Here is a 14,418-nt window from a genome sequence, read left to right as displayed (position 1 = left end):
ACGATGGAAAATAAGTTGATAGTATCATCTTCTCCTCATGTGAGAAGTAATGAAGATACTTCATATATAATGAAACAAGTTATTATAGCACTCCTTCCAGCAGCAGTAGCAGGAGTATACTTCTTTAGACTTAATGCATTGAGTGCTATGTTTTTTTGTATACTTGGTACAGTAGGTACTGAATTTTTATATCAAAAATTTATGAAGCATAAAAGTACTATAGGAGATTTTTCAGCTGTTGTAACAGGATTATTATTAGCATTTAACGTACCAGCATCACTTCCTTGGTGGATGTGTCTAGTAGGAGGAATATTTGCAATATTAGTAGTTAAAATGGTATTTGGTGGAATTGGATGTAACTTTGTCAATCCAGCACTTGCTGCAAGAGCATTTTTATTAGCATCATTTCCAGTAGCAATGACTGCTTGGACTCAACCAGGTGTTAATTGGATAGGTAAAAATTTAGATGCAGTTACTACAGCAACACCATTAAGTTTTTTGAAAAATGGAGCAGCAGGATTAGCTGACCTTTCTAGTAATGGAATCAGCCTTGCTGATATGATGATTGGTAATATTGGTGGATGTATAGGTGAAACATCAGCAATATTATTATTATTAGGTGGAGTATACCTAATGTATAAAGGCATAATAAATTATGTTATCCCAGTATTTTACATAGCAACTGTATTTATATTAACATTCCTTTTAGGTGGATTTAATATAAATTTTGCAATATATCAACTGTTTGCTGGAGGACTTATGTTAGGTGGATTCTTCATGCTTACGGATTATACAACTTCGCCTATGACTAAAAAAGGTCAAATCATATATGCTGTATTAGCAGGTCTTATAACAACTGTTATAAGAATGTATGGTGGATATCCAGAAGGTGTATCTTACTCAATACTACTAGTAAACTGTCTTGCACCACTTATAGATAAGTTTGTTAGAAACAGAGTGTTTGGGGAGGTGGCTAAATAATGAATAGTATGGTAAGACTAGGTGGAACTTTACTTGCTATAAGTGCAATAGCCTCATTAGCACTTGGAGCTACAAATCAAGTTACAGCTCCAGTAATAGAACAAAGAAACATACAAGCAAACAATGAACTTAGAAAAGCAGTACTTCCAGAAGCAAAAGAGTTTAAGGAAATGAAGGAAAGTACTTATAAAGACCTTGGAGATGGCCTTATAGCTGAGGTATATGAAGGGTTAGATGGTTCTGAGGTAGTAGGATATACTTTAAAAGCTAAACCAAGTGGATATGGTGGAGAAATTGAAGTTATGGTAGGTATATCAGCTGATGGCCAAGTTACAGGCGTTGATATTGGTAATATGTCAGAAACAGCAGGACTTGGAGCAAAAGCTAAGGATGATGCATTTAAAGGTCAATACAAAGGAAAAACTGCTGAACCTCTTGAAGTAGCAAAAGGAAGCACAACAGCAGAGAATCAAATATTAGCAATATCAGGTGCAACTATTACATCTACAGCAGTTACTACAGGAGTAAATGCTGCAATAGATGTTTTCAATAGTGCTCTTAATAAATAAGGAGGGTTAATTATGAATTTAGCTAAAGTATTTAAAAATGGGCTAATAGATGAGAACCCAACATTTGTGCAAGTTATAGGTATGTGTCCAACACTAGCCGTTACAACTTCAGCAATAAATGGAATTGGTATGGGTCTTTCAACAGCAGCAGTTTTAATATGTGCAAATCTAGTTATATCTTTAATAAGAAAAATTACACCAGATAAGATAAGAATACCTATATTTGTAGTAATTATAGCTACATTTGTTACAATAGTAGGAATGGTTTTAAAAGCATATGTTCCTGCTCTTGATAAGGCTCTTGGTATATATATACCATTAATAGTTGTTAACTGTTTAATACTAGCTCGTGCAGAAAGTTTTGCTTTTAAAACTGGTCCACTAGCTTCAATTGTTGATGGTGTAGGTCAAGGTCTTGGATTTACTGTTGCACTTACAATAATAGGTGCAGTTAGAGAATTACTTGGAAATGGTAGTTTATTTGGAATGACTTTATTTGGAGCATCTTTCCAACCAGTATTAATATTTATATTACCACCAGGTGCATTCTTAACATTAGGATTCTTATTTGCAGGATTTAATAAATTAAGAAGTAAAAAAGCGTAGTGGAGGTGTAATAAATGAATTTAATACTTTTATTTTTAAGTATCGTTCTTGTTAATAACGTTATAACATCTCAGTTCTTGGGTATATGTCCTTTCTTAGGAGTTTCTAAGAAAGTTGATACAGCAGTAGGGATGGGAGTTGCAGTTACATTCGTTCTAACTCTAGCTTCAATTATAACTTATTTTATACAAATTTTATTAGTAAAGACTGGAACTGAATTTTTACAAACAATAGCTTTTATTTTAGTTATAGCTTCTATAGTTCAGTTCGTTGAAATGGTAATTCAAAAGATGAGTCCATCTTTATATCAAGCATTAGGAGTTTACTTACCTCTTATAACTACAAACTGTGCAGTTCTTGGTATAGCTCTAGTTAATGTTCAAAAAAGTTATAACTTAGTAGAAACAATAATAAACGGATTTGGAGCAGGAGCAGGATTTACTTTAGCAATAGTAATATTCGCAGGTATAAGAGAAAGACTAGAATTAGCTGATATACCAGAAGCGTTTAAAGGTTTCCCTATAACACTTATATCAGCAAGTTTAATGTCAATAGCTTTCTTAGGATTTACAGGACTTATAAAGCTATAAAAAAGAGGGGTGAAAATAGTGATACTTACGGCTGTAGTAGTTTTAGGAATTATGGGCTTAATCTTCGGGATAGTATTAGATTTTGCTTCTAAAAAGTTTGCTGTAGAAGTAGACGAAAGAGTGGAAGCTATACTAGGAGTACTTCCAGGTGCTAACTGTGGTGGTTGTGGATTTCCAGGATGTGGAGGTCTTGCAAGTGCAATAGTTGAAGGAAAAGCACCAGTTAATGGTTGTCCTGTAGGTGGAGCAGATGTTGGTGTAAAAGTTGGAGAAATAATGGGAGTAAGTGCTGAAGCAGGTGAAAAACAAGTAGCAAAAGTTATTTGTAAAGGAACTTGTTCAAGCGCAAAAGATAAATACGTGTATGAAGGAATATCTGATTGTAGAGCAGCAAATGTTTTAAATTCAGGAGCTAAAATGTGTAAGTTTGGATGTTTAGGTCTTGGAACATGTAAGACTGTTTGTAAATTTGATGCTATTTCTATAGTTGATGGAGTAGCAGTAATAGATGAAGAAAAATGTGTTAACTGTGGAAAATGTAAAGAAGCATGCCCTAAGGGTATAATAATTACAAAACCAGAAAGCCAATCAATAGTTGTAGAATGTAATAGCAAAGAATTTGGTAAAGCTGTTAAAGAAAAATGTACTGCTGGATGTATTGGTTGCGGAATGTGTGTAAAAGCTTGTCAATTTGATGCAATAATATTTGAAAACAAAATAGCTAAAATAGACCCTAGCAAGTGTGTAGGTTGTATGCAATGTGTAGAAAAATGCCCTACAAAAGTAATTTCAGGTGATATAGCTAAGAGAAAGAAAGTTACTATTGACCAAGAACTTTGTGTAGGATGTACAGTGTGCAAAAAACAATGTAAGTTTGATGCAATAGAAGGTGAATTAAAAGAAAAACATAAGGTAGATGCAGACAAATGTGTAGGATGCCATTTATGTATGGAAAAATGTCCAAAGAAAGCTATTAAAATTTTGTAATATGGACAAAATAAAGATATGGAATAATTTCCATATCTCTAATGAGTACATAAAACAGAGGTATGGAATAATTTCCATACCTCTATTTTATGTATATTTATTTTATTGGTAATAAATATAACAATAGTGTAACAAAAAAGGTTCGACATTTCTGTTGAATTTTTTACAATATAGTGATAGACTAAATAGGTACAAATTACGTACAAATGAGGTGAATAAATGAATATAATCTTGGCATCAGCCTCTCCAAGAAGGAAAGAAATTCTAGAGAATACAAATGTAAGATTTGATATAATTAAAAGTGAAATTGATGAGATTATATTGGAAGGTGAAGCACCAAAACATTTAGTTATGAGATTAGCTTTTGAAAAAAGTATGTCTGTAGCATCTAAACATAAGGAAGATGTTGTTATTGGAGCTGATACTGTTGTTGTTTTAGATAATGCTATTTTAGGAAAGCCTAAAGATGAGTCTTGTGCAAGAGACATGCTAAGGAGACTATCTGGAAGAGAGCATCAAGTCATAACAGGTATTAGCTTAATAAACTTGTGCAGAGATAAAAAAATAATTGACTATGTAATCAGCGATGTAAAATTTAAAACGTTATCAGAAAAAGATATTGAGGATTATCTGAAAACTAAAGAGTCATTTGACAAAGCAGGAGCTTATGGAATACAAGGATATGGAGCCTTGCTAGTTGAAGAAATTAGAGGAGATTATTTTAATATAGTTGGACTTCCAATTTCAAGGTTAGGTGACTTGCTAAAGGAACATTTTAATATAAATCTTTTTTATGGAGTGTGATTTATCTGAAAAAGTCATTTAATTCAACCATTAAGGTAAAAGAAATGGCACTAGAGGAAAGACCCAGAGAAAAGATGCTTGCTGAAGGAGTAAAAAGCTTATCAAATGCTGAATTGTTGGCTATACTTTTAAGAACTGGTAACAAACATAAAAACGCCATCGAGTTAGCTAACTATATAATAAATAGAGATATTCAGGGTATTAGACATTTAGAAGAAATGACAATAGAGGAGCTGTGTAATATAGATGGAATTGGATTGTCAAAATCAGCCCAAATTAAAGCAGCTTTAGAACTAGGCTTTAGAGTAGCTAGTTTTAAACCTATGAAGTATAAAATAAAAAATCCTTGGGATATACATAAATATTATATGAATAGTCTGAGGTATTTGAAAAAAGAGGTTTTTAAGGCAGTTCTTTTAAATACAAAAAATGAGATAATATCTGATGTAGATGTATCTGTAGGGACTTTAAACTCATCATTAGTCCATCCTAGAGAAGTTTTTAAAGAAGCTATAAAGAGAAGTGCAAGTAAAATAATAGTGATGCATAATCACCCCTCAGGAAGTGTAGAACCATCAAAGGAAGATAAAAATATTACATCCAGACTTATTAAATGTGGAGAAATAATTGGGATTGAAATAATTGACCATATAATAATTGGAGATGGATTATACTTTAGCTTTAAAGAAAATATGATAATTTGACTTTATATGTGATAAAATAGTAGGAGAATGTTTTAAACATGATTCTTAATTAGTAGGAAGGAGTAAAATCATGGCTAAGGAAAAAAAGAAAGAAAAAAGAGGTTTTTTTAGTTTTAACAAGATGACAAAGGATATGGGAATAGATTTAGGGACTGCAAATACATTAGTTTACATAAAAGGACAAGGTATTGTTGTTAGAGAACCCTCAGTTGTTGCAATAAGAGATGACAGTAAAGAAGTTTTAGCAGTAGGTGAAGAAGCTAAAAAAATGATAGGTAGAACACCAGGAAATATAGTGGCTATAAGACCAATGAAAGATGGAGTAATAGCTGACTTTGATATAACTCAATCAATGATTAGTTACTTTATACAAAAAGCAGCTGACAAAAAAGGTGTTGTAAGTCCAAGAATAGCTATATGTGTTCCTTTTGGAGTTACAGAAGTTGAAAAGAGAGCTATAGAAGAAGCTGCAAGACAAGCTGGTGCTAAAGATGCGTTCCTTATAGAAGAACCAATGGCAGCGGCTATAGGAGCTGGATTAAAGGTTGAAGAACCAGAAGGTAATATGGTAGTTGATATCGGTGGAGGTACTTCAGAAATAGCTGTAATATCTCTAGGAGGAATTGTTACTGCTAAATCTATAAGAATTGGTGGAGACGAATTTGATGAGTCTATAGTTGCCTATGTAAAAAAAGAATATAATCTTATGATAGGTGAAAGAACTGCTGAAAATGTTAAGATTAGCATAGGATCTACATTTAAAGATGATGAAGAAATAAATATGCAAATAAGAGGTAGAGATTTAATATCAGGATTACCTAAAACAATAGAAATATGTTCTACAGAAGTTAGAGAAGCATTAAAAGAGCCTGTGAGTTCAATAGTAGATGCTATAAAATCTACATTAGAAAAAACTCCACCAGAATTAGCATCAGACATAATGGAAAACGGAATAATGCTAACAGGAGGGGGAGCTATGCTTAGAGGCCTTGATAAACTTATTACACAAGAGACAGGAATGTCTGTTCAAATAGCAGAAGCTCCTCTTGATTGTGTTGCACTTGGAACAGGAAAATCTGTTGAAGACCAAGAAATTTTTGAAAAAGTATTAATGATGAATGCTAAAAATTAGAAGTTGGTGATGGCCTTGAGATTTGACAAGAATAAAAATGAGAAAAAAAGGATTAATGTTAAAGTGATAGCAACGGGCGTAGTTGCTATCACTTTAATTGGAATTGTGGGTATATCAATTGGTAAGTTTTCAAATGGAAGCCCAGTAAATTTAGGAATAGCATCAGATGCTATTACAAGTGTAGGAAAAGGAGTAAATGATGGATTTTCATTTATAAAAAATGGTTTTAAAGATATCTTAAATTATAGAGATAACTCTGAGAAGGTAAAAAAATTAGAATCAGAAAATGAAAAACTTAAAAAAGATGTTATAGCCTTGAATACCAAATTAGATAAGACAGAATCATTAGAAGAATTAAAGAAGACACTTAACTTTGTAGAGGAAAAATATAAAGCAACAAGTATCTCTACAAGTGTTGTAGGTAAAAATGATGGAAATTGGTATGAGAGTTTTATAATAGGTGCGGGAAAAAATTCAGGTGTAAAAAAAGAAAGTATAGTTATGAATGGCAGTGGTCTAGTTGGTATAGTTTATGAAGTTTCTAACGATTATAGTAAGGCAATTTCACTATTAGATTCTAAATCATCTGTAAGTTTTAAATTAGCAAAAAATGCTAGTGCTAAAGGCGCGATTACTCAAAATACTACTTTAGACAATAAGGATAGTTATAATAGTAAAGGCTACTTACAAGGTTATATGTTTGATTCATCATATAATGTAATTCAAGGAGATATAGTAACAACATCTGGTCTTGGATTTTTCCCAGAAGGCATACCAATTGGTGAGGTTGAAAAGGTAATTGATGATAAAGATAAATCACTAAAATATGTAGTTGTAAAACCTTATGTTGATTTTAAGAATATAGATGACGTTGTAGTCATAGAACCAAGAAATATAGGATAAAGGGGATAAAAAACAATGAAAAAAGTTTTACTTTGTCTATTGGGTATTGTGGTTATGACTATAGAGAATAGTATAACAAATTATATAAATATTTTTGGTATAAGTTTTAATTTAGTTCTTATATATGTGACTATAATTTCTCTTTATTTGGATGAATTAGAGGGTGGAATTATAGCAGCCATAATAGGGCTTATTAAGGACATAACCATTGGTGGAATTCTTGGTGTAAATGCATTAGTTTTGTTTGTTATTGCATATGCGATTGGGCACATGAGGGATCAACTATATAAAGGTAGCTATATTATTACTTTCGTTTTGGTTTTAATAGGAAGTTTAATTGATTCAATTGTCAATATAGGTACATCTAGTATAATCTATCAAAGCTATAGCATATCAACACTTTTAGTAAAGGGTCTACTAGTAGCACCAATAGTGAATAGTTTAATTGGTTTAATAATATATCGCTTGTCTAAAAGAGCAGTTTTAAAACTTAAAGAAGATTAGTTGGTGATTTCATGGAAGAAAATAAACAAGTTGATAGATTGAAAATAATGAAAATAGTCATAAGTTTGATATTTTTAGCTATTTTAGTAAAAATAGTCTACATGACTACATTTAAATATGAATACTACAATGAGTTAGCTGAAAATAAAACATATAAAAAATTGGCAATAGAAGCTCCAAGAGGAGAAATAAAAGACAGATATGGAAGATTGCTAGCAGGAAATAAAAATTTATTTACGGTTCAGGTTTCAGGTAACGATATTAATAAAAAAGATGCTAATAAGCGTTCAAGAGCAAATGAAATATCATTGAAGCTTATAAATTTACTTGAGAAAAATGGTGAAGAATATGTAGATGAATTTCCTATATATGTAGAAAATGGAAAGTACTATTATACATATGACAGAGAGATTAGAGAATATAAATCAGAAAATGGAATACCAAGTGATTATAATGCTAAAGAGAGTTTTTATTACTTGGTAGATAAACTTATATCAGCAGGAATCTTGTCTCAAGAAGATAAAAGGCTAGATGCAACAAAATTACAAGCAAAACTAAATGAAAATGGATACTATCCTCCTATTTTAGTTAGTAAATGGATGTTTACAGCAGAGAGAGATAAGAGAGATTGGTTGGCCAGTTATAAAATAAAAGAGACTAATTTAAGTGCTGAAAAAGCGTTTGAAAAAGTAAGAAATAGTGATGCATTTAAGATTGATAAAAGTTTAAGTAATGAAGATGCAAGAAAAATAATGGTTGTAAGAGACTTAATAAAATCAAAAGGATATTCTCAATATAATCCAGTAACAATTGCAAAAGATGTAGGAGAAACTACCATTGCACAGATTGAAGAAAGTGCTATGGACCTTGTTGGTGTTTCAGTAGCAGTTGAACCAGTGAGATATTATCCTAATGGAACTTTAGCTTCACATATGTTAGGGTATGTAGGAAAAATGCCATCAACTCAAATAGAATCATATCTACAAAAAGGATATAAAACAGGAGATATGGTAGGTCTTGCAGGAGTAGAAAAAAGTAATGAAAGCAAGCTAAGAGGAACTGATGGTTATAAAATGGTTAAAGTTGATGCATTGGGTAGAATCAGCAAAGAGATTGAATCTAAAAAACCTAAATCAGGAGATACTGTATACCTTACATTAGATAAAGATTTACAAGAGGTTTCAGATAATGCATTGAAACAGATAATAGAAGTTGCTTCAAAAGGAGGTACTTTTAAAAGTAAGTTTGGGGATAAGCCAATTAGTGCATATGCAGGAAAGGCACAATCAGCAGCTCTTATAGCTATTGATGTTAAAAATGGAGAAGTTTTAGCTTCATCAAGTTATCCTGACTATGACCCAAATAAATTTGCAAAAGGTATTTCTACAGAAGACTATAAAGCACTACAACCAAAGAATCCAAATGACTTACTAGCAGGAAGTCCACTATTAAACTTGGTTACACAAGGGGAATTCCAGCCAGGTTCTTCATTTAAGATGGTAACCTCAATGGCAGCTTTAGAAAATGGCCTAAATCCAAATTTCACTATAAATGACCCTGGAGTTATTATGCTAGGGAAAAAATCATTTGGGGACTATGTGTGGAACCATGGTAGAGGAAATCATGGTATGACAAATTTATATAAAGCTATACAAGAGTCTTGTAACATATACATGGCAACTATTGGTACAGGTAAGACATGGCCAGATGGAAAAAGTATTGGCATAGATATGAATGCAAATAAGATACTTGAGTATGCAAAATTATTTGGATTAGATGAAAATACTGGGCTTGAAGACGAAGTAGAAGAAAGAGCAGGTAAGGTGCCTAGTACAGAGGATAAATTAAAATCAACACAAGCATTGTTAAAATCAGCTTTAGATAGAGAAATGGCCAATGACTTTGTTGATATAACTAGAGATAAAAATCCTAAAGAATACGAAAAAAGAATCGATGAAATTGTAAGTTGGGCAGCTGAAAAGAAAACTCCTGGTAGAGTAGAAACAATGAATAGATTGAAAAAATTGGACGTTAAAGAAAATAGAGTGGAAGATGTAGCAGATATGGCAGTATTTAGTTACTTTAACTTTGCAAAATGGAGTACTGCTGATACATTCAACTTAGCTATAGGGCAAGGTGAAAATGCCTATACACCAGCTCAAATATCAAGATACGTAGCTGCTATAGCAAATGGAGGTAATTTAGTAGAATTATCTGTAGTTGATAGAGCTGTTTCAAGTGATTATTCATCAGTAAAAATCAATGACCAAAAGAAAGTGGAAAAAATAGCTTTCAAAAATCCTGATAATCTAAAGGAACTAACAAAAGGTATGAAATTGGTTGCTAGACAAGGTACAGCAAAAAGTGCTTTTGCTGATTTCCCAATAGATGTAGCAGCAAAGACTGGTACAGCTGAGAAAAGTGGTAAAATACCTACAGATAATGAATATGAATATTTAAAGAGTCATATGTCATCTTATAATGTTAATCTAAATGATGCAATTAAAATGGCTGATAAGATGAAGGCAGAAAAAGAAAAAGAACTTTCATTAGCTAAAGAAAAAGAAATAAAGAAAAAATTAGAAAATAAAGATTTAAAAGACGAAGAAAGAAAGAAATTAGAAGAAGAATTAGAAGATGGAGTAAAAGTTAAATTAGAGGATACTGATAAAGTGAATTCTTCATATTTAAGAAAAGCTATAAAAGAATTAAATCCAAAAATAACAGATGACCAAATAGATAAGTTTAAAGCAGATTATGGTTCTTTTACATGGACTGTTGCATTTGCACCAGCAGATGACCCAGAAATAGCTGTTGTATGTGTAATTCCTCAAGGGGATTCAAGTGTATTCTCACTTTTACCAACTAGAGAAGTTATTGGAACATATATGGGATTAGAGCCAACTAATGGCAAAAAAGACAACAAGACGGATGATGTTAATAATTCTTCTGACGAAAATATAAATTTCGAGTCACAAATCAATAGATAAGCTAAATCCATTTATAAACTTTAGCTTTATGTAGAAAAAATAAAAGGGTTTAAAGCGCATTTGAAGAATATAAATGATATATCACTCTGGAGGTTGTTATGTCTTTAAGAGAAATTTGTAGTCAAGAACTAGTAGAGTTCAAGGGTAATAAAAGAGGGATAATAGTAAATATAAAAAGAGAAGCTCCATTTGAAGAAATACAAGAAAATATAATAAACAAATTGGAAGCATATGTTGGTTTTTTTAATGGTGCTAAAATTAGTAAAATTAACAGTGATTATTTGACTGACATGGAGATTCTAGAATTAAAAGAAGGAATTACTTCTAGATTTGATGTAGAATTTGTTGAAGATCAAAAAATTGAAGAAGATAATAATTTTCAAACAAAATATGTCAATACCCTAAGATCTGGTGAAAATATTGAATTTGAAGGTGATGTAGTCATATTAAATGATATGAGACCTGGTTCAAAGGTCATTTCAAAATCAAATACAGTTGTTATGGGAGATATAAATGCTGGCGCTAAGGTTGTAGCAGGAGGAAATGTTTTTGTAATGGGTAAAATAGAAGGTTTTGTGCATGCAGGTTCAGAGGGTAATGAGTTTGCCTATGTTGTTGCTGGAAATCTTAATCCAAAAATATTGCAAATAGCAGATAATATTGCAGAAGCTCCAGATGATGAAGAAAATTATGAAATTGAATCAGAAATTAGCCCAGAAATAGCCTTTGTGAGTAATGGAAGAATTGTAATCGAAAGCTATTTGTCAAAGTTGGACAAATAGAAAGAAAAATAGGGGGTAGTATTATGAGCGAAGTTATAGTTATAACATCCGGTAAAGGTGGAGTTGGAAAAACTACTACCGCAGCAAACTTAGGAACTGCGCTAAGCCTAGAAAATAAAAAAACTGTAGTTGTAGATGCAGATATTGGACTTAGAAATTTAGATGTAGTAATGGGTCTTGAAAATCGAATAGTTTACGACATAGTAGATGTTGTTGAAGGAACTTGTAGGCTTAAGCAAGCTCTAATAAAAGACAAAAGATTTGATAATCTATATTTATTACCAGCAGCACAAACTAGAGATAAAAATGCTGTATCAGTTGAGCAAATGGTTGACCTATGTGAAAAATTAAAAGAATCTTTCGAGTATGTAATAATAGACTGCCCAGCAGGTATTGAACAAGGATTTAAAAATGCAATAGCAGGTGCAGATAGAGCTATCGTGGTTACAAATCCAGAGATATCAGCAGTAAGAGATGCAGATAGAATAATAGGTCTATTAGAAGCAAATGAAATAAAAGAAATAAGATTAGTTATAAATAGAATTAGAAATGATATGGTTAAGCGTGGAGACATGATGGACAAACAAGATATAATAGAAATACTAGCAATAGATTTATTAGGTCTTGTTCCTGATGATGAGAGTATAATTATATCAACAAATAAAGGGGAACCAGCAATACTTGATTCAAAATCTCTTGCTGGTCAAGCATACAAAAATATCGCAAAAAGGATACTAAATGAAGAAGTTCCTCTACTTGAACTTGAAGTTGAAGATGGATTCTTTGGTAGACTAAAAAAAATGTTTAGCATGGCTAAGTAGCAAAGGAGGATACATCTGTGTTAGATTTATTTAGAGTTTTTTCTAACGAAGCTAAAACTAGTAAATCTGTTGCTAAAGAGAGGTTAAAACTAGTTTTAGTTCATGATAGAGTAGATTGTTCACCACAACTTTTAGAGATGATAAAAACAGATATTTTAAAAGTAATAGCCAACTATGCAGAAATAGAAGAAGATGGCCTTGAAATAAAAATGTCTAAATGCAGAGGTGAACATGATGACAAACCTGTATCTGCATTAGTTGCTAATATACCATTAAAGAATATTAAAGATAGATGTATGTAATTAGTGCTTAAAAGGGGGATATCCTTATTGGTATATGCCCCTTTTATTTAATTATGTGTTTAAAGATAGAAAGATGGTGATTCTTTGAAAAAAATCAATATTAATTATAAGTCGACAATTAAGTTGATAAAACAGTTAGACTGGAAACTTATAGTTACAGTATTAGCTATCTTTATTTTTGGACTTGTTATACTTAGTAGTGCAACACATGCTAATTCTACAGGTTCATATAATCAATTAGTTAAGCAAGGACTAGCTTTTGTGCTTGGAATAGGAATGATTATAGTCATACTATTTTTTGATTATAATCTTCTAGGAAGGTATTACAAAGCTCTTTATATAATAAGCCTTGTTTTATTAGCTGTAGTTTTATTACCTGGAATTGGTACCGAAAAAGGTGGTGCGAGGTCTTGGATTAACTTAGGTCCACTTGATTTGCAGACCTCTGAAATAGTAAAATTAACATTTGTACTTAGTTATGCAAAGATACTTGAGACAAAAAAAGATAAATTAAATACATTAAAAGAGGTTATACCTGTTGTAGTTTATTCTCTTCCATTCATTGGATTACTACTTGCTCAACCAGACTTAGGAACAGGAATTGTATTTTGTTGTATGGTATTTGCAATGCTGTTTACAGCAGGTCTTAGTTCTAAGCTAATAAAAAGAGGAATAATAATACTATTGGTATCGATGCCATTGATGTATTTAATGATGGCAGACCATCAAAAAGTAAGAATAGAAGCCTTCCTAAATCCAGAAGATGTAACCTTAAAAGGAAATTATCAGGTTATGCAATCTTTGATAGCAATAGGCTCTGGTGGTATGACTGGAAAAGGTCTATATAATGGAAGTCAGAACCAAGAAGATTTCTTACCAGTACAAGACAGTGACTTTATATTTGCTGTTGTGGGTGAAGAACTTGGTGTAATAGGAATGGCAGTGCTTATAATCTTATTTGCAATATTTCTATTACGGATTTTAGCAATTGCAAGAGATGCTAAGGATTTTTATGGAACCCTCATTGTAGTTGGTGTTATGGGTATGTTTGCTTACCAGATAATCCAAAATATTGCTATGACTGTTGCATTAATTCCAGTAACAGGAGTAACATTACCTTTTGTAAGTTATGGAGGAAGTTCACTATTAACATCTTTAGCCAATTTAGGATTAGTACTAAATGTTTGTATGAGAAGAAAGAAAATAAATTTCTAAGTGTAAGACTTCTAAACATAAATTGAGGAGATTGAGTAGAATGAATATAGCATTAGTAGCACATGACCAAATGAAAAATACTATGGTAGGATTTTGTATAGGTTATGAAGCGATTTTAAAAAAATATGGACTATATGCAACTGGAACTACAGGAAAAAGAATAATGGATGAAACAGAATTAAAGATTACTAGATTGGCATCTGGACCTTTAGGCGGAGACCAGCAAATAGGTTCTTTAATAGTGACACAAGAGATAGATTTAGTTATTTTTTTGAGAGACCCACTTACATCTCAACCTCATGAAACAGATATACAAGCTTTGATAAGACTTTGTGATGTGTACCACGTTCCAATAGCTACAAATCTAGCTTCTGCGGAAATATTTATAAAAGCTCTTGATAGGGGAGAACTATCATGGAGAGAAGTTAGGAAGAACAAAAGTCAGCGTGTCTAATAAAAATAAATAGTATATAAAATTAGAGGTAGCTAAAATAGCTACCTCATTTTAATTTGTTCTATAAGATAAAA

General features: G+C 31.8%; 16 protein-coding genes. All 16 read left to right on the top strand.

Annotated elements, in window-relative coordinates:
• Window positions 1-3: 3 nt before the first annotated feature.
• The 16 genes from KGF36_RS05730 to KGF36_RS05655 all read left to right on the top strand — a co-directional run bounded on the left by KGF36_RS05730 (window position 4) and on the right by KGF36_RS05655 (window position 14,344).
• Window positions 4-981 (top strand): RnfABCDGE type electron transport complex subunit D, encoded by a 978-nt coding sequence (locus KGF36_RS05730; protein WP_227827068.1) that lies wholly within the window; start codon window positions 4-6, stop codon window positions 979-981.
• A complete protein-coding gene (locus tag KGF36_RS05725) occupies window positions 981-1,550 on the top strand; it encodes an RnfABCDGE type electron transport complex subunit G (RefSeq protein WP_227434072.1) in 570 nt (189 codons plus the stop codon). Before KGF36_RS05730 ends, KGF36_RS05725 begins: the two co-directional genes overlap by 1 nt.
• A gap of 12 nt (window positions 1,551-1,562) precedes the next feature.
• Window positions 1,563-2,156, top strand: coding sequence for an electron transport complex subunit RsxE (gene rsxE, locus KGF36_RS05720; RefSeq protein WP_227827069.1), 594 nt, complete (start codon window positions 1,563-1,565; stop codon window positions 2,154-2,156).
• A 14-nt stretch (window positions 2,157-2,170) separates the two neighbouring features.
• Entirely contained in the window at window positions 2,171-2,746 is a 576-nt protein-coding gene (gene rsxA, locus KGF36_RS05715) for an electron transport complex subunit RsxA (protein ID WP_054269663.1), read from the top strand.
• Between the two features lie 15 nt (window positions 2,747-2,761).
• Window positions 2,762-3,733: an RnfABCDGE type electron transport complex subunit B gene (locus KGF36_RS05710; protein ID WP_227827469.1), complete on the top strand. Its 972-nt coding sequence runs from the start codon at window positions 2,762-2,764 to the stop codon at window positions 3,731-3,733.
• Between the two features lie 219 nt (window positions 3,734-3,952).
• Window positions 3,953-4,537 (top strand): Maf family protein, encoded by a 585-nt coding sequence (locus KGF36_RS05705; protein WP_227827070.1) that lies wholly within the window; start codon window positions 3,953-3,955, stop codon window positions 4,535-4,537.
• Between the two features lie 44 nt (window positions 4,538-4,581).
• Entirely contained in the window at window positions 4,582-5,241 is a 660-nt protein-coding gene (gene radC, locus KGF36_RS05700) for a RadC family protein (RefSeq protein ID WP_227827470.1), read from the top strand.
• Window positions 5,242-5,311: 70 nt separating this feature from the next.
• The gene (locus KGF36_RS05695; protein ID WP_285891643.1) at window positions 5,312-6,373 is read left to right on the top strand and encodes a rod shape-determining protein; all 1,062 of its coding nucleotides are present in this window, start codon (window positions 5,312-5,314) and stop codon (window positions 6,371-6,373) included.
• Between the two features lie 9 nt (window positions 6,374-6,382).
• Window positions 6,383-7,276: a rod shape-determining protein MreC gene (mreC, locus tag KGF36_RS05690; RefSeq protein WP_227827071.1), complete on the top strand. Its 894-nt coding sequence runs from the start codon at window positions 6,383-6,385 to the stop codon at window positions 7,274-7,276.
• A gap of 15 nt (window positions 7,277-7,291) precedes the next feature.
• A complete protein-coding gene (gene mreD / locus KGF36_RS05685) occupies window positions 7,292-7,780 on the top strand; it encodes a rod shape-determining protein MreD (protein WP_227434076.1) in 489 nt (162 codons plus the stop codon).
• 11 nt (window positions 7,781-7,791) lie between these two features.
• Window positions 7,792-10,770 (top strand): penicillin-binding transpeptidase domain-containing protein, encoded by a 2,979-nt coding sequence (locus KGF36_RS05680; RefSeq protein ID WP_227827072.1) that lies wholly within the window; start codon window positions 7,792-7,794, stop codon window positions 10,768-10,770.
• 98 nt (window positions 10,771-10,868) lie between these two features.
• Window positions 10,869-11,552, top strand: a complete 684-nt coding sequence (gene minC / locus KGF36_RS05675; RefSeq protein WP_227827073.1) for a septum site-determining protein MinC — start codon at window positions 10,869-10,871, stop codon at window positions 11,550-11,552.
• A gap of 23 nt (window positions 11,553-11,575) precedes the next feature.
• Window positions 11,576-12,373, top strand: coding sequence for a septum site-determining protein MinD (gene minD / locus KGF36_RS05670; protein WP_227434079.1), 798 nt, complete (start codon window positions 11,576-11,578; stop codon window positions 12,371-12,373).
• Window positions 12,374-12,390: 17 nt separating this feature from the next.
• Window positions 12,391-12,675: a cell division topological specificity factor MinE gene (gene minE, locus KGF36_RS05665; protein ID WP_054273171.1), complete on the top strand. Its 285-nt coding sequence runs from the start codon at window positions 12,391-12,393 to the stop codon at window positions 12,673-12,675.
• An 84-nt stretch (window positions 12,676-12,759) separates the two neighbouring features.
• The gene (rodA, locus tag KGF36_RS05660) at window positions 12,760-13,890 is read left to right on the top strand and encodes a rod shape-determining protein RodA (RefSeq protein WP_227827074.1); all 1,131 of its coding nucleotides are present in this window, start codon (window positions 12,760-12,762) and stop codon (window positions 13,888-13,890) included.
• A 40-nt stretch (window positions 13,891-13,930) separates the two neighbouring features.
• Entirely contained in the window at window positions 13,931-14,344 is a 414-nt protein-coding gene (locus KGF36_RS05655) for a methylglyoxal synthase (protein WP_227827075.1), read from the top strand.
• The last annotated feature ends 74 nt before the right edge of the window (window positions 14,345-14,418 follow it).

This window comes from Clostridioides sp. ZZV14-6009 (genome assembly GCF_020658095.1).
Lineage (GTDB): Bacteria > Bacillota > Clostridia > Peptostreptococcales > Peptostreptococcaceae > Clostridioides.
Note: the sequence above shows the minus strand (reverse complement) of the source record. Positions and strands in the feature narration are given on the sequence as shown.

What these genes read in the sequence shown, in the direction of transcription:
- KGF36_RS05730 (WP_227827068.1), top strand. Translation starts at nt 4, where the DNA reads ATGGAAAATAAGTTGATAGTATCATCTTCTCCTCATGTGAGAAGTAAT.
- radC (WP_227827470.1), top strand. Translation starts at nt 4,582, where the DNA reads ATGGCACTAGAGGAAAGACCCAGAGAAAAGATGCTTGCTGAAGGAGTA.
- KGF36_RS05680 (WP_227827072.1), top strand. Translation starts at nt 7,792, where the DNA reads ATGGAAGAAAATAAACAAGTTGATAGATTGAAAATAATGAAAATAGTC.
- mreD (WP_227434076.1), top strand. Translation starts at nt 7,292, where the DNA reads ATGAAAAAAGTTTTACTTTGTCTATTGGGTATTGTGGTTATGACTATA.
- KGF36_RS05705 (WP_227827070.1), top strand. Translation starts at nt 3,953, where the DNA reads ATGAATATAATCTTGGCATCAGCCTCTCCAAGAAGGAAAGAAATTCTA.
- minD (WP_227434079.1), top strand. Translation starts at nt 11,576, where the DNA reads ATGAGCGAAGTTATAGTTATAACATCCGGTAAAGGTGGAGTTGGAAAA.
- mreC (WP_227827071.1), top strand. Translation starts at nt 6,383, where the DNA reads ATGGCCTTGAGATTTGACAAGAATAAAAATGAGAAAAAAAGGATTAAT.
- KGF36_RS05725 (WP_227434072.1), top strand. Translation starts at nt 981, where the DNA reads ATGAATAGTATGGTAAGACTAGGTGGAACTTTACTTGCTATAAGTGCA.
- rsxE (WP_227827069.1), top strand. Translation starts at nt 1,563, where the DNA reads ATGAATTTAGCTAAAGTATTTAAAAATGGGCTAATAGATGAGAACCCA.
- KGF36_RS05695 (WP_285891643.1), top strand. Translation starts at nt 5,312, where the DNA reads ATGGCTAAGGAAAAAAAGAAAGAAAAAAGAGGTTTTTTTAGTTTTAAC.
- rsxA (WP_054269663.1), top strand. Translation starts at nt 2,171, where the DNA reads ATGAATTTAATACTTTTATTTTTAAGTATCGTTCTTGTTAATAACGTT.
- minC (WP_227827073.1), top strand. Translation starts at nt 10,869, where the DNA reads ATGTCTTTAAGAGAAATTTGTAGTCAAGAACTAGTAGAGTTCAAGGGT.
- KGF36_RS05655 (WP_227827075.1), top strand. Translation starts at nt 13,931, where the DNA reads ATGAATATAGCATTAGTAGCACATGACCAAATGAAAAATACTATGGTA.